16 protein-coding genes are annotated in these 17,757 nt (G+C 32.2%); 10 read left to right on the forward strand and 6 right to left on the reverse strand.

All coding sequences use genetic code 11. From position 1 onward, the window contains the following. Positions 1-8 precede the first annotated feature (8 nt). Both Q1B37_RS02850 and Q1B37_RS02855 read left to right on the forward strand, forming a co-directional pair. On the forward strand, positions 9-983 hold the full coding sequence (locus Q1B37_RS02850; protein WP_299895167.1) for an L-histidine N(alpha)-methyltransferase: 975 nt from the start codon (positions 9-11) through the stop codon (positions 981-983). Positions 984-1,006: 23 nt separating this feature from the next. Beyond that, a complete protein-coding gene (locus Q1B37_RS02855; protein WP_299895169.1) occupies positions 1,007-1,288 on the forward strand; it encodes a DUF427 domain-containing protein in 282 nt (93 codons plus the stop codon). Positions 1,289-1,315: 27 nt separating this feature from the next. Here the strand turns inward: Q1B37_RS02855 and Q1B37_RS02860 are convergent, their stop codons facing one another. Beyond that, the gene (locus tag Q1B37_RS02860) at positions 1,316-1,612 is read right to left on the reverse strand and encodes an isoamylase early set domain-containing protein (RefSeq protein ID WP_299603284.1); all 297 of its coding nucleotides are present in this window, start codon (positions 1,610-1,612) and stop codon (positions 1,316-1,318) included. 124 nt (positions 1,613-1,736) lie between these two features. Then, complete coding sequence (locus tag Q1B37_RS02865) at positions 1,737-2,819, reverse strand: aminotransferase class V-fold PLP-dependent enzyme (protein WP_299895171.1); 1,083 nt, start codon at positions 2,817-2,819, stop codon at positions 1,737-1,739. 77 nt (positions 2,820-2,896) lie between these two features. On the opposite strand from Q1B37_RS02865, the gene Q1B37_RS02870 reads away from it, so the two are divergent. The 7 genes from Q1B37_RS02870 (at position 2,897) to fabD (ending at position 13,374) form a co-directional block, all read left to right on the forward strand. Next, a complete protein-coding gene (locus Q1B37_RS02870) occupies positions 2,897-3,844 on the forward strand; it encodes a dihydrofolate reductase (RefSeq protein ID WP_299895173.1) in 948 nt (315 codons plus the stop codon). A gap of 43 nt (positions 3,845-3,887) precedes the next feature. Then, complete coding sequence (locus Q1B37_RS02875) at positions 3,888-4,703, forward strand: fructosamine kinase family protein (protein ID WP_299895175.1); 816 nt, start codon at positions 3,888-3,890, stop codon at positions 4,701-4,703. A 157-nt stretch (positions 4,704-4,860) separates the two neighbouring features. Continuing rightward, the gene (locus Q1B37_RS02880; protein WP_299895177.1) at positions 4,861-7,167 is read left to right on the forward strand and encodes a cellulase family glycosylhydrolase; all 2,307 of its coding nucleotides are present in this window, start codon (positions 4,861-4,863) and stop codon (positions 7,165-7,167) included. A 16-nt stretch (positions 7,168-7,183) separates the two neighbouring features. Beyond that, entirely contained in the window at positions 7,184-9,562 is a 2,379-nt protein-coding gene (locus tag Q1B37_RS02885; RefSeq protein ID WP_299895179.1) for a T9SS type A sorting domain-containing protein, read from the forward strand. A gap of 134 nt (positions 9,563-9,696) precedes the next feature. Continuing rightward, the gene (locus Q1B37_RS02890; protein WP_299895182.1) at positions 9,697-11,676 is read left to right on the forward strand and encodes a tetratricopeptide repeat protein; all 1,980 of its coding nucleotides are present in this window, start codon (positions 9,697-9,699) and stop codon (positions 11,674-11,676) included. Beyond that, positions 11,660-12,415: a LytTR family DNA-binding domain-containing protein gene (locus tag Q1B37_RS02895; protein ID WP_299895185.1), complete on the forward strand. Its 756-nt coding sequence runs from the start codon at positions 11,660-11,662 to the stop codon at positions 12,413-12,415. Before Q1B37_RS02890 ends, Q1B37_RS02895 begins: the two co-directional genes overlap by 17 nt. A 77-nt stretch (positions 12,416-12,492) precedes the next feature. Further along, the gene (gene fabD, locus Q1B37_RS02900; RefSeq protein WP_299603272.1) at positions 12,493-13,374 is read left to right on the forward strand and encodes an ACP S-malonyltransferase; all 882 of its coding nucleotides are present in this window, start codon (positions 12,493-12,495) and stop codon (positions 13,372-13,374) included. Positions 13,375-13,447: 73 nt separating this feature from the next. Here fabD and Q1B37_RS02905 read toward each other — a convergent pair whose 3' ends face one another. Then, positions 13,448-13,954 (reverse strand): hypothetical protein, encoded by a 507-nt coding sequence (locus Q1B37_RS02905; protein WP_299895188.1) that lies wholly within the window; start codon positions 13,952-13,954, stop codon positions 13,448-13,450. Positions 13,955-14,253: 299 nt separating this feature from the next. On the opposite strand from Q1B37_RS02905, the gene Q1B37_RS02910 reads away from it, so the two are divergent. Next, entirely contained in the window at positions 14,254-15,411 is a 1,158-nt protein-coding gene (locus Q1B37_RS02910) for a gliding motility-associated C-terminal domain-containing protein (protein ID WP_299895191.1), read from the forward strand. Between the two features lie 14 nt (positions 15,412-15,425). Here the strand turns inward: Q1B37_RS02910 and Q1B37_RS02915 are convergent, their stop codons facing one another. The 3 genes from Q1B37_RS02915 to Q1B37_RS02925 form a co-directional block, all read right to left on the reverse strand. Continuing rightward, a complete protein-coding gene (locus tag Q1B37_RS02915; protein ID WP_299603263.1) occupies positions 15,426-15,926 on the reverse strand; it encodes a peroxiredoxin in 501 nt (166 codons plus the stop codon). A gap of 158 nt (positions 15,927-16,084) precedes the next feature. Further along, entirely contained in the window at positions 16,085-16,351 is a 267-nt protein-coding gene (locus Q1B37_RS02920; protein ID WP_299603261.1) for a hypothetical protein, read from the reverse strand. A 56-nt stretch (positions 16,352-16,407) separates the two neighbouring features. Next, complete coding sequence (locus Q1B37_RS02925) at positions 16,408-17,682, reverse strand: amidohydrolase family protein (RefSeq protein WP_299895194.1); 1,275 nt, start codon at positions 17,680-17,682, stop codon at positions 16,408-16,410. Positions 17,683-17,757 lie beyond the last annotated feature (75 nt).

Raw genomic sequence — 17,757 nt, forward strand, 5'->3', positions numbered from 1 at the left:
CCTTTTACATGAGTTCAAAAGATCAAAGCGTTTTAATGTGTACTTTCGGAAAAGAAGTACACGAAGGATTAACTAGTTTTCCAAAATATCTTTCATCTAAATATTTTTATGATGAAGTTGGTGATAAGCTTTTTCAGAAAATTATGGAATTGCCAGAATATTATCTTACCAATGCGGAGTATGATATTTTTAAATTACATAAAACGAATATTTTAAAGAGTTTTGATCCTTCTAAAAAAGGGTTTGATTTAATTGAACTTGGCGCTGGAGATGGAAAAAAAACTAAAGTGTTATTAAAAGAATTATTGAAAGAAAATTATGATGTAACATATCATCCGATTGATATTAGTAAGCATGCTGTTGATGGATTGGTAGAAAATCTTTCTTTAGAAATACCGGAACTTCAGGTAAAAGGTCAAATAGGAGAGTACTTTGAAGTATTGGATAGGTTGAAACACATAAGTGTACGTAAAAAGGTGATTATGGTTTTAGGTTCTAATATTGGTAATCTCTTGCATCCAAGAGCAATTCAGTTTTTGAAAAAATTAAACGCGGTAATGAATGCTGATGACGAAGTTTTTATTGGATTTGATCAAAAAAAACATCCGCAGAAAGTTTTAGATGCTTATAACGACCAAACGGGTGTAACAGCTGCTTTTAATAAAAATGTCTTAACAAGAATTAATAAAGAACTTGGAGGTAATTTTGATGTTGATGCTTTTATGCATTGGGAAGTATATGATCCCGAAAGTGGTACCGCAAAAAGTTATTTGGTAAGTAAAAAGAAGCAAACAGTAGATATTGATTGTTTAGAACTACAAGTGCATTTTGAAGCTTGGGAAAGTATTCATACAGAGATTTCTCAGAAATATGATGATGATACTGTGAAATGGCTAGCAAAAGAATCAGGCTTTGTTATTACTAATGATTTTACGGACGAAAATGAATATTATAAGAACTATGTGTTCAAAAAGTCAGAATAAAAAAAATATAAAATAAGAAAGCTATGAAAGCCATATGGAATAATGAAATAATTGCAGAAAGCAATGACACTAAAGTAATCGAGAACAATCACTACTTTCCTCCTGAGGCAATAAAGAAAGAGTTTTTTAAGCCTAGTGACACACATACCAACTGTCCATGGAAGGGTGTAGCATCTTATTATACCGTTTCTGTAAATGGTAAAGAAAATAAAGATGCCGCTTGGTATTATCCTGAAACTAGTGATTTAGCTAAGCAAATCAAAGGATATGTAGCATTTTGGAAAGGTATTGAGGTTGTAGAGTAATACAACCTCAATTTTATATATTTTAGCTTAAAGTACTAATATGCTATTTTCAGCAGCAGCAAAATCGTTCCACTGATATCCATCAGCTTCTGTTTCATTTGTCCACTCTCCGTCAACCACGTATTTAAATTCAAATTTTTGATCTTTAGGAAGATTTAAAGTTCCTTTAAACGTACCATTTTTCAATTTTTTCAATACAGTAGCTTCTGTGTTCCACTCGTTAAATTCCCCAGCTACAGAAACGCTTGATGCTTCTTTTGCAGGTACAGAAAAAGTAACTTTGCAAATTGGTTTTGACTTTAAGTATTGTTTGGTTATAGCCATAATTCTTGTTTATAATTAATTCTTAGTTAATAAAATTATCTGTTAAATTAATACAAAACATTAAAAAACAAAAGTGTGAAGAGTCAGATTTTCAATAATTTAATGAACAATTAACAATTAAATATTAACGATAACGATGTAGTATTCCGACAAGCTTGTCAATGTCTTCTTTATTATTATAAAAATGAAGACTTATTCTAATACCATTTCCTCTTAGTGAGGTAATGATGTTTTTTTCTTTAAGAGTGTTATGCAATTTCTGATCTCCTTTAATGTTGAAAATCGGACTGAAATCATTTCGTTGTGTAGTGTTTTTATCTAGTAATCCGAGATCAATAAAACAATTTTTTGCATACGTTGATAGTTCTTTGATTTTTTCTTCAATTTTAGGAAGCCCGATTTTAGAAAGAAACTGAATTGAATGTTGTAGACTCCCAAAGTTAAATGTGTCTAAATGACCACATTCATATCTTGATCTAAGATTAGTATATGATGGATCATATGATGAGTTTAACGAAGTTTTTAAATAATTATTTGGGGTTAATTGTTTCAGAACTCCTTCTTTAAAAAGTAAAAAACCATTACCATAGCCTCCTAAAAGCCATTTGTAACCACTACAACCTAAAATATCAACTCCAGATTGTTCAAAATTGAAAACTTTTGTTCCACAAAACTGCGTGCCGTCTGCTATGATAAGAAGGTTTGGATGTTTAATTTTTAGATTTTTTAAAAAATCTAGATCTATGGTAATTCCGTTTATATATTGTACTAAGCTAAAGGCAAAAATATCAGGTGAATATTGAGCAATTGCTTCAGAAATATTTTCTTCTAAAGAGGTATTTACCTCCGCATAGCATACTTCGAATTCTTTACTTTTTACAGAAAAATTAATCGAAGGATAATCTTCATCTAATAACAAAATCTTTTTGTTTTTCTCTAATCCGTTTAAGATAGTATTAAAACCGATAGAAAAATTAGGAGTTAGCACAGTATTTTCTGAAGTGCCGCCACAAAAATCTGCAATGGATTTTCTTACTGTATTTAGAAATTGCTCTTGATGGTCACGAAACATACTTCCTCCGATCAAAAAATCTAAATCATGTTCTTGTCTGTAATCCAATAAAGAATCATAGAGTAGTCCAGAGGAAGCTGTGTTTAAGTAAGTGTTTTGAGATAGTACGGGAAATTCTTTTTGTAAATTCTTCATAAGTTCGTTTAGGGCTTTTTACCAAAACCTTTATATTTACTTTGATATTAATCAAGTGTCACTAAGGTACCATTAAAATGTTTTCAAAAAGAAAAGATACTCCACAAATTGATCCTGTTCAAAAAGAATTATATGAGCATGCGCGTAAAAGAGTTGTTCAAAAGAAAAGACTGTTTCAACACTTTATTGTGTTCTTGGTTGGTTCATTATTTTTAGTGGTATTGAATCTATTAATTGGATTTGGTAAAGAGTATACCTTTTTTGGAATTAACTGGTCCGTCGTAGCAGTTATTTGTTGGGCATTCTTATTTGTACTCCATTTTTGTAATGTTTGGTTGTTTCATAAGTTTATGGGAGCTGATTGGACGAGTAATCAAATGGAGCGCTTGATTGCGAAACAAAAAGCAGAAATTGAATTGATTCAAAAAGATGTGGATAAGATGTATCCTAAAGATGAACTGTTGAAAAAGAAAGATGATTTTATTAAACAAGGACAACAAGTTACCATAACCAAAACTATTAGTGAAGAAAAACCTAGTCAAAATATAACTATGATTGCAGCTGCGGGAGAAAATGATGCGCTGGGTAAGGATAATGACTTGGTTTGGCATTTGCCAAATGATTTTAAACGTTTTAAACAGTTGACAACAGGGCACCACATTATCATGGGAAGAAAAACGTTTGAATCGTTTCCGAAATTACTACCAAATCGTGTTCATATAGTAATTACAAGAAACCCTGAATATAAGCCAGAAGGTGTTATTGTTGTACATTCTATGGAGGAGGCATTAAAGGTTTCAAAAGATGATCCACAGCCATTTATCATTGGTGGTGGAGAAATTTATAAGATAGGATTAGATTATGCGGATAGTATTGAGCTTACACGAGTTCATGGCAAATTTGAAGCTGATGCTTTCTTTCCTGAAATAGATCCTGAAATATGGGTTCTAGAAAATAAGGAGCTTCATGGAGCAGATGATCGTCATGAATATGGGTTTACTTACTTAACGTATAAAAAGAAGTAAACTTAACTTGTTTTCCAATCATTTCATACGGTATATTGAAGATTTGCTAGATGAAGAGGTAAAACAGAAAAAGTCACTTGCTGGAGGTGATATTAATCAAGTATTTTTCTTAGAAACAGGTACTAGAAAACTGGTACTTAAACTTAACAGTCTATCTGATTTTCCAAAGATGTTTGAAGCGGAGACAAATGGACTGCAAGAATTGGAAAAAGCAGATATTTTTAGAATTCCTAATGTAATACAACATGGACATTATGAGGATACTGCATTTTTGTTACTAGAGTATATTCAAAGTGCAAAACCAGTTAAAAATTTCTGGATGAATTTTGGTGAGCAGTTAGCGCTGCTGCATCAAAAGAGTAGACCTTTTTTTGGTTTTGAAAGTGATAATTATATCGGAAGTCTTCCGCAATACAATGCTAATTGTGATTCTGCGGTAGAATTTTATATTACTCAACGATTACATCCACAATTTAGCTTAGCATCCCAAAATGGATTTTCTTTTCAGAATTTAGATGCTTTCTATAACAGAATTGAAAAAGAGATTCCAAAAGAGGGTTCAAGTCTGATACATGGAGATTTGTGGAATGGGAATTATATAGTAGATTCTGATGGAAATCCATGTTTGATTGATCCTGCAGTTTCGTATGCGCCTAGAGAAATGGATATTGCCATGATGCATCTGTTTGGTGGTTTTGATTCACAATTGTTTCAAACTTATGAAGACATTTTTCCACTTCAGCCAAACTGGAAAAATAGAATGCCTCTTTGGCAATTATACTATTTGTTGGTATACCTTAATATCTTTGGAGTATCCTACTATTCTCAGGTAGAAAAAATAATTAAGAAATTTTCCTAGCAACATTCTGATAGTCAAAATTCTAATAACTTCATGAATACCTCTACAAATTAAAAGAGGTCAATTATTGATTGATAATGGTCATTCATCAAATTAGGTACTTTATTCTCTTCTAATACCTTTTATTTTCGGAGTCTAACACAAATCAATCTTAATTATGAAAAAATTATACCTGCTGCTTGTCGTAATTATACTTTTTGTTACTGATCAAATGATGGCTCAGACAATTGTAGAAAGACACGGGCAACTAAAAGTCGAAGGAGGAAAAATAAAAGATAAATGTAACAGAAATACCCAATTAAAAGGGATGAGTTATTTCTGGCATCAATGGGAAGGGAGTGAGTATTGGAATGGTAATATAGTAAAATGGTTAAGAGATGATTGGAAAGTAGAAATCGTACGAGCTGCCATGGGTGTTCGCGGTAGTGGAGGTGATTATATAGATGATCCTATCGGTTCAGTAAATAAAGTAAGAGCTGTAGTTGATGCGGCAATAGAACATGGTATTTATGTTATCATAGATTTTCATGCTCATCCCAATTATAAAAATCAAGCGAAAACTTTTTTTAGACAAATGTCTCAGGAGTATGGAGCGTATCCAAATATCATATATGAGATATGGAATGAACCAATAGGTGATTATGGCAATTCTGTAGGGACATGGAATGAAATAAAAAGTTATGCTAGAGAAGTGATAGCAGAGATTAGAGCAAATGATCCTAATAATATAATTGTAGTAGGAACCCCTTTTTATTCGCAAAGAGTAGATACTGCTGCAGACAATCCATTAACAACTGATATCAACAACAACCCAGTAAAAAATATTGCCTATACGATTCATGCATATGCAGGAGCACATAGGCAATCGTTGCGAGATAAAGGTGATTATGCAATGAGTAAAGGGTTAGCTCTTTTTATGACTGAATGTGGAAGAGTCGGAACAAATTATGGTCCTAATAACAATTTGGATGCCGCAGAATGGAATCGCTGGGAACAATGGATGGATGATAACGATATTAGTTATTGCAAATGGTCTTTGAGTAATAAAAACGAAGTTAGTTCATCTCTAAGAACCTCTGCTAGTCCAAATGGAAATTGGAATTATAATAATGATTTAACAGCTGAAGGAAGATGGAATAGAGATCATTTTAGACAGATAAATACGCCACCAACATCATGCGATGATACAGGAGGGACTCAAGAAGATAAAATAAAAGCTCTAGTAGCACCAGATGAAGTGCAGAGAGGAAGTGAAGTAGTAATAGAAGTTGATTATTCTTCAAGCACAGAAAGGGATATTGTAGTGCTTTTTCAACAAAATACAAGTCCATGGACTGTTTATGGAAGTAAAAAAATAAAAGTAAATAAAGGTACTGCTAAAATTCAGATATCTGTGCCTATTGATAACAATACTCCAATTGCTAATGACCAATATCAGTTTCAGTCTTATATAACAACAGTAGGAGGTAATTGGTCTAGTAGACTTGATAACTTGAATAAACCAAATATTGATTGTATTCCACAAGGAAATCAAGGAGAACAAATAACCATTCGGGCAAAAGGAAGTTGTGGTTCTGAAACCATGATTTTGGAAGTTAATGGGGTAAATGTAAAAACATGGGCTAATATTGGAACAACTGCCCAAGATTATCAATATAACGATTATTCTGGAGGAACAGTAAAAGTTAAGTTTACCAATGATGGTCTAAGCAATGGATGTGATAAAAATATTTTTGTTGATTATGTGCTATTACAAGGTGTCACTTATCAAACGGAAGATTATGCTAGTAGAACAGGATGTGGAGATCAACAATGGCTCTGGTGCAATGGTAACTTTGATTTTGGAACATTTAGTAATGGTACAGATGAACAGCAAAATGGAATTATTGAAGTAGGAGCAAAAGGAAACTGCGGTGGCGAAAAAATACAATTGTTATTAGATGGTAAAAAGGTGTCAGAATGGTCGCTTACCACAAATATATCAGTATATACCTTTCAAGGATATTCTAATAATGAAAATATTAAAATAGCTTTTGTAAATGATGGAAATTCAAATAGTTGTGACAAAAACGCATATGTAGATTGGATCAAAGTATGTGAAAATAGATACCAAACCGAGAGCATTGCTACTAGAACTGGTTGTGGAAATTCTGAATGGCTTTTCTGTAATGGTAATTTCGACTATGGTAGTCCTAATTGTGATAATAAAACTCCTGAACTAACTAACGAAAATACGATTGTAGTGTATCCGAATCCAGTTACTAATGGCCAAGTGACAATCAACGCTGTTGGAGAGTATAATGTTACAATTTATAATATGGTAGGCAAAAAAGTCTATGAGAAGAATACATCCACTGATACTTTAGTTGTTTCAACAGATCACCTCACAAACGGTTTATATATTCTTAAGTTTTACAATTATAAAACCAAGAAAGAACATTCTCAAAAGTTAATAATAAAGTAAAGCTATTCTTATAGATATGAATTACATACAAATTAAAAAAGCACCAATTTCAGTTTTGTTTTACGTACTATTTGTTTTCTCTGCACTAGCGCAAAATACGTATTATGTAAGTTCGCAAAATGGAGATGATACAAATACTGGTTTTTCTGAAGGTCAAGCTTTTAAAACAATTCAAAAAGCCGTTTATCAAGTTGGTCCTGGTGATGTAGTAAAAATTTTATCAGGTATTTACACTGGAGCTAATAGTAGTCTTTGGAGTGAGATTTTTATGTCTATTTCAGGAACCGAAACTAATTATATCACTTTTACTGGTGTGACAGATGATCAAGGAGAACTTCCTAAAATAAAATCTGCTTCTGTAAAAGGAATAGATCTTCTTAGTTCATCTTATATAATTATAGAAAATCTTGAATTCTTGCCATCTGATGATGATGTTAAAGGGATGATAGATAATCCTTCATTTGGGATAGAGCTGTGGAGAGCAAGAAGAGCTATTGGTATTGACAATAGTTCTCATCATATTATTGTTCGGAATAATTATGTACATGATTTTCCAGGAAATGGAATTGCTATTGGAGGTTCTGATGTGGTGTTGATCGAAGGTAATTTAGTAGAACACTGCGCATATCAAAGTCATAACGGAAATAGTGGGATTTCTTCGTATCAACCCTCTAATTTAAATGTAAACGGCTTTCCTGAATATCCAAATCATCGAATCATTTATAAAAACAATATATCCAGATATAATGTAAATCTTAGAGGTTTTCTAGGAGGCGGAAATAGATTAACAGATGGGAATGGAATTATTGTAGATGACCACATCCAAGATCAAAAAGAAAATGGAACACCTTACAACGGCAGAACACTTTTAATTGGTAATGTATGTTATGGTAATGGAGGTCGAGGAATAAATGTGTTTTCCAGTAATAATGTAGATGTTTATAATAATACATTATATGATAATGCTCAAACCACACGTTTTTCTAACCCAGCATATCCAATTGCTATGGGTGATTCTCAATTGGTAATAGGACGAGTAAAAAACGCCAATGTAAAAAATAATATTCTTTATAATTCAAATGAATCGACTACCACGATACAGACATATGAAGATGAAAATATAAGTTATGACCAAAACATACATTGGAATAAGAATGGGAATCCGCAACCTATTAGTTCTAATGATATTATTGTTGATCCAAAATTTAATAGCATTCAACCACTAAGTCGCGCACAAACCGAATTATTAGCGACAACTTTGAATCCTTTTAATCCAAATGCTCCTTCAGCAAAATTGTATAATCCAACAAAAAATAATGGATTTCCTATTCATGATTTTAGTTTACAATCAAGTAGTGTCGCAATTGATGCGGGAGTTGAAGTTGGTTTCGGAGATGTTATCGGATCTGCTATTGATATTGGAGCAATTGAATTTGATGGATCTTTAAATCAATTCGATGATAAAATTGTAAGGACAACAGTTCCTGAAGAAGTTAGTCCGACTGAAGAAGTAGTGATTTCTATATCTTACGAAGCAAATGCGAGTAGGGATATTTCGGTAGTGTTTCAACTTGATGATAATCCGTATACCGTATACAAGACTAGTAGAGTTAGGGTTTCTAGAGGAAAAGGAACCATTAATGTGCCAGTTTCTATACCAGCAGAAACTCCAATCGCTGAAGATCAATATCAATTTCAAGTTTATATAACACCTGTTGGAGGAAATTGGAATAATAGATTACATAACTTAAATCGAAATAATATTGATTGCGTTCCAAATAGTTCTGGTGAAACTTCTTATCCCCTAGAAATTGGAGCGAAAGGGAATTGTTCTGGTGAACTGATAGAAGTTTTGTTAGACGACAAGCCAGTAACACAATTTACACTTACCAATAACATTGAGATTTATAGATATGATAATTATAAAGCAGGACAGAATATAAAGATTGCTTTTGTCAACGATGATAACAGGAATTGTGATCTAAATGTGTATATCGACTGGATTAAAGTATGTGATATTTGGTACCAAACAGAAGATACTGCAACAAGAACAGGTTGTGGATCTTCCGAATGGTTGTATTGTAATGGTAATTTCGATTTTGGCGAATTCTTCTGTAACCAAGATCGTGTTAATGATTCCTCCATTGAAGAAACTATTTCTCTATATCCTAATCCGATAAAGGATTCATTTGTTGTAGAGTATTTGGGCAAAGAACCTTTTTCAATGAAAATAATAAACTTAGAAGGGAAAGTGGTTAAAGAATTGAATCCTCAACAGATTGGTACTTCAGTTAAAGAAATTAATATTAGTGATATTCCAAATGGTATTTACTTAGCGAAGCTTTTTTTCGAAGGAAATAAAAAACAGGAAACTATAAAAATAGTAAAGGAATAAAGAGTAACTCGGTAATATATTTGGTTGTAATTGAGTTTTTTATGCAGGTGTTTGTTATAAACACCTGCATTGTTGTTAAATAATACTATTTTCAAGAATTAAAACTTAAAACAGTAAAAAGAAGATAAAATCCAGTGAAGAAGTTTCATAAATGCATACAATATTTGGTTTTCTTATTTCCTGTAGTATTGATGTCACAGGTTGTGGAAAAACAGAAATTAAATATCTTAGATAGTTTGTTAACTATTTATAATGTGTGTAATGATATTGAAAAAGCAAAAGCTTCGTATCAATTAAGTTTACATTATAAAGATGTGGATATGGATACTTCATTGCAGTATGCTGATACTGCCAAGAAGTTAGCATTGGAATACAAAGATTATGGCCTGTATGCTCGTAGTTTAAAAAGATTAGGTGTGATATACATGTATTCTGAAGATAATGATTTAGCCTATAATTACTTTAATAGAGCAACACGGATTGCAAATGATGAGAAAGATTACTTTTTAATAGCAGATATTCAATCTGATCTGGGCTTGTTTTATCAGCGAAAAAGTGAATATAAAGAATCCTTAAATAATTTGATGGAAGCTTATTATTTCTTTAAGAATGAAAAGTCTTCAGTCGAGAAACACAAATCTTTAAATAGACTTGGAATTTTATATGCGAAATTAAATCAAAAAGAGCGATCTGTAGATGTTTTTTCGGAAGCACTAGATGTAGCGATTGATTTAGGAGAAAAGGATAGAGAAATTACGAGTTACATAAATTTAGCAGTAATTCAAACTCAAATAGAAAATTTTGAGAATGCTATTGTACTATATAAAAAGATACTTGAGAAAAATCCTGAGAATAATCTAACATATCAGAATCAAAAAAGAACTTGCTACAATAATCTAGCGTTTAATTATTATAAAATAAAAGAATATGACTCTAGCCTTGTGTACGCAAAAAAATCTTTGGCGATAAAACCAGATAAGTTGTTTGATAGTAGAGTAGGGCAAACCTATCGTACTCTGGGAAATGTCTATTTGGAAAAAGGAGATTACAAAAAAGCTGAGCCGTATTTATATAAAGCCCTTTCGATAGCTAAGAAATACGAAATAAAAACTGCGATTATAGATGTTTATAAAGATTTATGTAGGTATCATAAACAAATAGAAAATTACAAAGAAGCACTTAGTTATTATGAAAAATTTACTTCGATGGAGTCTAATCTATTGAATGAGAATTTTTCAGAGCAGATATCGCAAATTGAGTCTTCTAAAGTGATCGAGCAAAAAGATGTAGCATACGCTTCTTTGTCCAAAGAAAAAGCTGATGATAAAAAAGAATTCGAGTCTAACATAGAAAGAATTATTTGGGTAGTGAGTATTTTTCTGGTTGCAATTACTGGGATCATTATATTATATGTATACCGAAACAGAGTGTACATAGCCGAGAAGCAAAGACAAATTTCAACAATGAAATTATTTGCTTTGCGATCACAAATGAACCCTCATTTTATATTCAACACGATAAACGGAGTACAAAATTCGATACTAAAATCAGATAAATTTTATGCGTATAATCATTTAAGTAAATTTTCTCAATCTATAAGGTTAATTTTGGATAATTCTAATCACTCCTTTATTAGATTACAGAATGAATTGGATTTAATTAAAGTATATGTAGATTTAGAAAAAATAAGATTCAGAGATAAGTTGGATTTCGTAATAAAAGTCGATAGCTATATTGAAGAACAAAACCCATATATTCCTGCAATGATTTTGCAACCGATCATTGAAAATTCCATAATTCATGGAATTAGTAATAAACCAGATGGAGGTTTAGTTTCTTTGGAAATAATACCGTTTAAAAACAACCTTAAAATAATTATAGAGGATGATGGTATTGGTCGAAGAGAAGCACAAAAAATCAAAATGTCAAAACCAAAGGGGTTTTTGGGGATCACATCCATCAATACAAAACAACGTATAGAAATTTTAGAAAAATCAGGTTATAAAGAAGCGAAGTATTATTTTGAAGATCTTTATGATGAAAATCGACAAGTGAAAGGAACGAGAAGTATCCTAATTCTACCATTAAAAAATACATATGACAAAGGTAATTAATGCAATCATTGTTGATGATGAATTAAATGGAGTTGAAAACTTACATTCACTGATTGTAACTTTTTATCCTCAAATTCAAGTAGTAGGTACTGCTCAGACATTTGATGAAACTAATACACTGTTAGAGTCTCATACAGTAGATGTAGCTTTTTTAGATATTCAGATTGGAACCAGAAGTATTTTTGAGCTTTTGGAGAAGTTTGAGAAGATAGATTTTGAGATCATCTTTATGTCTGCACATAATCATGCCTTAGAAGCATTTAAGTTTATGGCATTGGATTATCTATTAAAGCCTATTGATATCGATGATTTTAAAAAAGCAATTAATCGACTTTTAGAAGGTTTAGAGAGAAGGTATTTTGCGAATAATGCAAAAGAATTAATCCAACAGCTAAAATTAGAAAAGGATAAGTTTAATAAAATATCAATACCAACTTTTAATGGTTATGAAATCGTTTCTATAGGTGCTATTTTATATTGTTTAGCGGATGGTAGTTATACCAAATTAACTCTTGAGGGGAATAAACAAATTATCGCTTCTCAGAACTTAAAGTATTATGAGTATTTGTTGGAGAATTTTGGTTTTTTAAGAATTCATAATTCTAGCTTGATTAATAAAGATCATATTACCAGAATTAGTAAATCTGATGGAGGATATGTAGTGATGGATGATGGCAAAAAATTGTCTATTTCTAAAACCAGAAAAATAGACTTTTTTAAGAGCTTTAAAATCAAATGAAGGATATAATTTTTTTTCAAAAGAGGATTACAATTTGCATTTACTTACTTTTGTCAAAATTTTAAAATACACAATACATGAACGCATATGTTTTTCCAGGTCAAGGGGCTCAGTTTTCAGGAATGGGGCTGGATTTATATGAAAATTCAGAAGTTGCAAAAGAACTTTTTCATAAAGCCAATGATATTTTAGGTTTTGAGATCACAAAAATCATGTTCGAAGGAACAGCAGAAGAGTTAAAAGAAACGAAAGTGACGCAACCTGCTATCTTTTTACATTCTGTAATTCTTAGTAAGGTGTTAGGTGATGCATTCAAGCCCGATATGGTTGCAGGACATTCTTTAGGAGAGTTTTCAGCATTGGTAGCTAGTGGAGCTTTGAATTTTGAAGATGCATTGCAATTGGTTTCTAAAAGAGCGTTAGCTATGCAAAAGGCTTGTGAATTAAAACCTTCTACTATGGCAGCAGTTTTGGGATTAGAAGATGAGGTTGTAGAAAAAGTATGTGAAGAAATTGAAGGAATTGTAGTCGCAGCAAATTATAACTGTCCAGGTCAATTAGTTATTTCTGGAGAAGTAGAAGCAATAGAAAAGGCTTGTGAAGTACTTAAAGAAAAAGGTGCTAGAAGAGCGTTGGTGTTACCTGTTGGTGGCGCATTTCACTCACCATTAATGGAACCGGCTAGAGAAGAATTGGCAGCAGCAATTGAAGCTACTAATTTTAGTACACCAACGTGTCCAATTTATCAAAATGTGACTACAACAGCAGTTACGGATCCAGAAGAGATTAAAAAGAATCTGATTGCACAATTAACAGCTCCAGTAAAGTGGACACAAAGTGTAAAGAATATGATGAAGGATGGTGCTACCTCATTTACAGAAGTAGGACCAGGAAAAGTATTGTCTGGGTTAGTGAAAAAAGTAGATCGATCTATGGAAACCATTTCTGCTACGATCTAAAAGAAAAGTTAGAACAAATTCTTAATAAAAACCTCAAAGAGTGACTTTGAGGTTTTTATTTGATAATAGAATGCTATAGAGAAATCGCTTTGAATTGTGTTTCTAAGTATACTTGTTTCCATACTCCATTTTCGTAGGAGCCAACCTTGAAGTTATAGGTGTTATCATCAACATATTCCCACATATCGGTTACCAAAGAATCTCCATACTGATATTGATATAGAATATTTTTTCCATCGACTACTACAGTTCCTTCAGTAAGTCCCCCAAAAACATCAAATTCCCAAAACTTTATAGTCTTGGAAGTCTTATCAAACTTTCTGACACCATGATTCCTCCATCCATATTCGGTTTGTTCTTGGTTTGTAAATCCTTTAGATCTGGCTATCACTAGAGTATTATGCAAATCATACTTAAAAATTGTTTCCTGTTTAAAAACGCTTCCGTTTCCCCATTTTCCTTCCGCTTTCCACTCCTTGTTTACAAGGTTTTTAAAGGCATCAAGATTAGGTTCTTGTGCTAAAACTAATTGGGGTAGAAAAATGCTACATATAGTAAATAGAATAATTTGATACTTCATAATTAAAAGAGATTTCTAGTACAATATAAATAATTGCTGGGATACTATCTATTAATATGTTTTTAGAGTTTAATCAGGTTATATGCTATTTTAAATTAAAGTAGAAATATGGGTATTAAAGGTTCATCGATTCATGAGAACCATTCGTCTATATTTATTTCGATAAACGGTAAAATGACGGTTAAACGGTGGAATTTTCCCATTCGAAGGTAATAATTGTTGTTCTGTCCAGAGTCGATGATAACATGGGTTTTAAGAATTTACTTTTACATCAACAAAAACCATAAAGCCCTAATAAGATGTCAAATTTCAAATCAATATTCACCTTTATTTTAATAGCCGTTAGCTTCTTAGGATTTGCACAAGACGCTTTTCATAATTTTGGAAATGCACAAATTCATGGTGCTGGAAAAGTGGGATTTCATATAGATGTTATCAACGATGGAGAGTTTAATGATAATAAGGGAAAGGTTGGTTTTTATAGTGAAAATAATTTAACGGTTTCTGGTGACAATAATCCTGTTTTTTACGATGTAGAAATCGATACAAAAGAAGGTTTGTTTTTGGATGTGGCGGTAGGGGTTACTAATTTTCAGGAATTTGTAAATGGTAGAGTCATAACAGATAGAGAGCAGAAAAATATCTCATTGGATTATATAGGAGATGCTCCGTATTTAGGTGAAAGCGATGAACGATATGTTGATGGATATGCTACCTTAAGTGGATTATTAGATTTTTCATTCCCAGTGGGCGATGATTTTAGATTAAGACCAATAAAAATAGAAAGTGGAGCTGCAACGAATACTTCGAGAGCTGCGTACTTTTTTGAAAATCCAAATACACCTAATTTTTTTACAGAGAGATTTGACACAGAGCAGTATGAAGAATTGTTATATGGAGTTAGTATTTTCGAATTTTGGGATTTAGATGGAGATCAAAGTACTAAGGTTACTTTAACATGGGATAGTAATAGTAATATTCCTACTCTTGTAGAAGATGTAGAAGACTTAAGAGTGGTAGGGTGGAGTAAATCACTTAAGAAATGGGTAAACTTAGGGAGTGCTAATGTGATTGGAGATTTGGATAATGGAGAAATTTCTTCGGACGTAATTATTCCAGATGATTATGAAGTATTAACTTTTGGTTCGTCTAACAGATTACTAGATGGAGATTTAGAAGTTTTTACTGCGGTGTCGCCTAATGGAGATGGATACAATGATACTTTTAGAATTCAGGGTTTATCTCAATTCCCAAATAATGAAGTGTCTATATATAATAGATGGGGAGTATTAGTTTTCCAAAAGAAAGCATATCACGAAAATCAAAACTTTGCTGGTATTTCTGAGGGTAGAGCAACGGTATCGAAAGAATCAAAATTACCAGAAGGAACGTATTACTATGTGTTAACTATCGAAGGAGCAAAAGATAGAGCGGGATACTTGTACATTAATAGATAAGCTAATATTTAATTCTACCTTTTATTGTTAAGTATTTCATCAATTTCTTTGAAAGAGTAATTCCCTAAGAGTGTACCATCTGGAGCAATTAAAAACTTGGAAGGTATTTCGGAAACACCGTATTTTCTGGCAATATCTGATAAGAGTACAAAACGATTTTGATTTACAATCTGATGCTTCCAAGTATATCCATATTTATTAGTAACCTTTTCCCAAGACTTTAGATTTTTCTCAAGCGCTACTGTAACTACAGTAAGATCCTTAGAATGTTTGTTATGTAGCGCCACTAGTTCTGGACTTTCTCTTAAGCACGGCGCACACCACGATCCCCAAAAATCCAATAGTACATATTTACCTTGAAGATTTGATAATTTAAAAGGTGTTCCATCTATTAGTTCAGCTTCAAAATCTGGAGCTATATTTCCATTAGAAGCAGCTGTTAATTTGGTGTATGTGTAAAATACCCCAAAAAGTAGGATTCCTCCTAAAAGAATATAGTTGAGTGTCTTTTTCATGAGCTTATCATTTTTTTGGAATCGGATAGCATGTACTATAAATCTTTTATTCAATTTATTTAATAGTGTATACTATCTTTTTTTAACTCTTAAAACAGCATTAGAAATTATAATAACTAATGCTGTTTTTTAGGTTAGTCTGAAGTATTTAGAATTCCTTAATTTAATTTTCTTTCTTTTAGGATTTCTTCAAGTTCTTTATTGTTTTTAGAATTTTTGATGATTCTATAAATCAAAAAAGCTAAAATAAACATTGGGATCAGCCCCAATGGTTTTTTAGCAAGACTCCATCCCACAATTCCAACTACAAAAATTCCTGCCATAAATCCAATCAATAGGGCATGGAATATTTTAGAATTCTTTAATTTCTTTTTTTCGATTAAAAGTTCTTCATCTGTTAATTTAGAAAGCTCAGTTTTGGTCATTGATAATTTTATGTTTGAATAATCGATATTTCAATTAGAAAATGTGTAAAGCAAAATTATTGCTTATATACTTTTCCGTTTTTCATCACAAAAACTACATTCTCCATTGTTTTGATATCATCTCTAGGATCTTCGTCTACCGCTACAATATCTGCAATAAAATCTGGAGCTATTTGTCCTAATTCTTTGCTCATATTTAATACTTTGGCATTAACAATGGTGGCACATTGAATAGCTGTGATTGCAGGCATACCAGCTTCAACCATATATCCAAATTCTTTTCCATTTTGTCCATGTTTAAAAACTCCTGCATCGGTACCAAATGCAATTTGCACTCCTCGTTTATAAGCTTTTTTAAAGGTATCCTGAATTTTAGGACCTATCTCTAATGCTTTTGGAACAATAATAGCAGGATAATACCCGTCTATTTCTGCTTTTTCGGTTACTTCTTTACCGGCAGTAATTGTAGGGACCAAATAAGCTTTCTTTTTTTTCATAAGATCCATAGTTTTAGTACTCATTAGAGTTCCGTGTTCTATGGTAGTTACTCCGCCATTCAAGGCACGTTGCATACCCTCATCTCCATGTGCGTGTGCCGCGACATGAAATCCATAATCCTTAGCGGTTTGACAAATAGCTTTTATTTCTTCTAGTTTAAATTGTGGATTAGAACCACTTTTTGCCACACTTAACACACCTCCTGTAGCAGTAATTTTAATAAGATCAGCTCCGTTTTTATAACGTTGTCTCACAGCTTTTTTTGCATCTTCTATACCATTTACAACTCCATCTTTAGGTCCTGGATCTCCCATAATAGTTTTTTTGCTTCCATTCGTGGGATCTCCATGACCACCTGTACTGGAGATAATTTTTCCAGCAGTAAAAATTCGTGGTCCTATAATTTTTTCCTGAGCAATTGCTTTTTTTAAGGAAATATTTACGCCGCTTCCTCCAAGATCTCTTACGGTGGTAAATCCTGCTAACAATGTAGCTTCTGCAAATCCTACCGAGTTGTAAGCAACATCTGCATCATTGTTCGTATAACGCTCTAGATAGGCTTTAGGATTCGATTCACTCTCCATGTGTACGTGCATGTCGATAAGTCCAGGCATTACTGTTTTGTCCTTTAGATCTATAACAATGTCATTGCCTTCTCCTTCTGTATATCCTGTTTCTATTTTACTGATTTTATTTCCAGAAACGACAATAGTTTTTTCGGTAAGTATTTTTCCAGTTTTGGTATCAATTAGTTTTCCACATTGGATATAAGTGTCTTGTGAAAATAGGGTAGTACTTATTATTGCTAAAAGCAAGGTGTAAATGAGTTTCATAAGCTAAATATGTATAAAAGTTGTTCGTGTATTTATAAGGCAATCAATTTAAAATAAATTAATTTAACCAATATC

Source organism: uncultured Aquimarina sp. (assembly GCF_947492965.1).
In the GTDB taxonomy this organism is placed as follows: domain Bacteria; phylum Bacteroidota; class Bacteroidia; order Flavobacteriales; family Flavobacteriaceae; genus Aquimarina.

Excerpts from the sequence above, each read along its gene's own strand:
- Q1B37_RS02910 (WP_299895191.1), top strand. The coding sequence starts at position 14,254 with ATGTCAAATTTCAAATCAATATTCACCTTTATTTTAATAGCCGTTAGC.
- fabD (WP_299603272.1), top strand. The coding sequence starts at position 12,493 with ATGAACGCATATGTTTTTCCAGGTCAAGGGGCTCAGTTTTCAGGAATG.
- Q1B37_RS02855 (WP_299895169.1), top strand. The coding sequence starts at position 1,007 with ATGAAAGCCATATGGAATAATGAAATAATTGCAGAAAGCAATGACACT.
- Q1B37_RS02850 (WP_299895167.1), top strand. The coding sequence starts at position 9 with ATGAGTTCAAAAGATCAAAGCGTTTTAATGTGTACTTTCGGAAAAGAA.
- Q1B37_RS02870 (WP_299895173.1), top strand. The coding sequence starts at position 2,897 with ATGTTTTCAAAAAGAAAAGATACTCCACAAATTGATCCTGTTCAAAAA.
- Q1B37_RS02860 (WP_299603284.1), bottom strand. The coding sequence starts at position 1,612 with ATGGCTATAACCAAACAATACTTAAAGTCAAAACCAATTTGCAAAGTT.
- Q1B37_RS02885 (WP_299895179.1), top strand. The coding sequence starts at position 7,184 with ATGAATTACATACAAATTAAAAAAGCACCAATTTCAGTTTTGTTTTAC.
- Q1B37_RS02905 (WP_299895188.1), bottom strand. The coding sequence starts at position 13,954 with ATGAAGTATCAAATTATTCTATTTACTATATGTAGCATTTTTCTACCC.
- Q1B37_RS02925 (WP_299895194.1), bottom strand. The coding sequence starts at position 17,682 with ATGAAACTCATTTACACCTTGCTTTTAGCAATAATAAGTACTACCCTA.
- Q1B37_RS02880 (WP_299895177.1), top strand. The coding sequence starts at position 4,861 with ATGAAAAAATTATACCTGCTGCTTGTCGTAATTATACTTTTTGTTACT.
- Q1B37_RS02920 (WP_299603261.1), bottom strand. The coding sequence starts at position 16,351 with ATGACCAAAACTGAGCTTTCTAAATTAACAGATGAAGAACTTTTAATC.
- Q1B37_RS02915 (WP_299603263.1), bottom strand. The coding sequence starts at position 15,926 with ATGAAAAAGACACTCAACTATATTCTTTTAGGAGGAATCCTACTTTTT.
- Q1B37_RS02865 (WP_299895171.1), bottom strand. The coding sequence starts at position 2,819 with ATGAAGAATTTACAAAAAGAATTTCCCGTACTATCTCAAAACACTTAC.
- Q1B37_RS02895 (WP_299895185.1), top strand. The coding sequence starts at position 11,660 with ATGACAAAGGTAATTAATGCAATCATTGTTGATGATGAATTAAATGGA.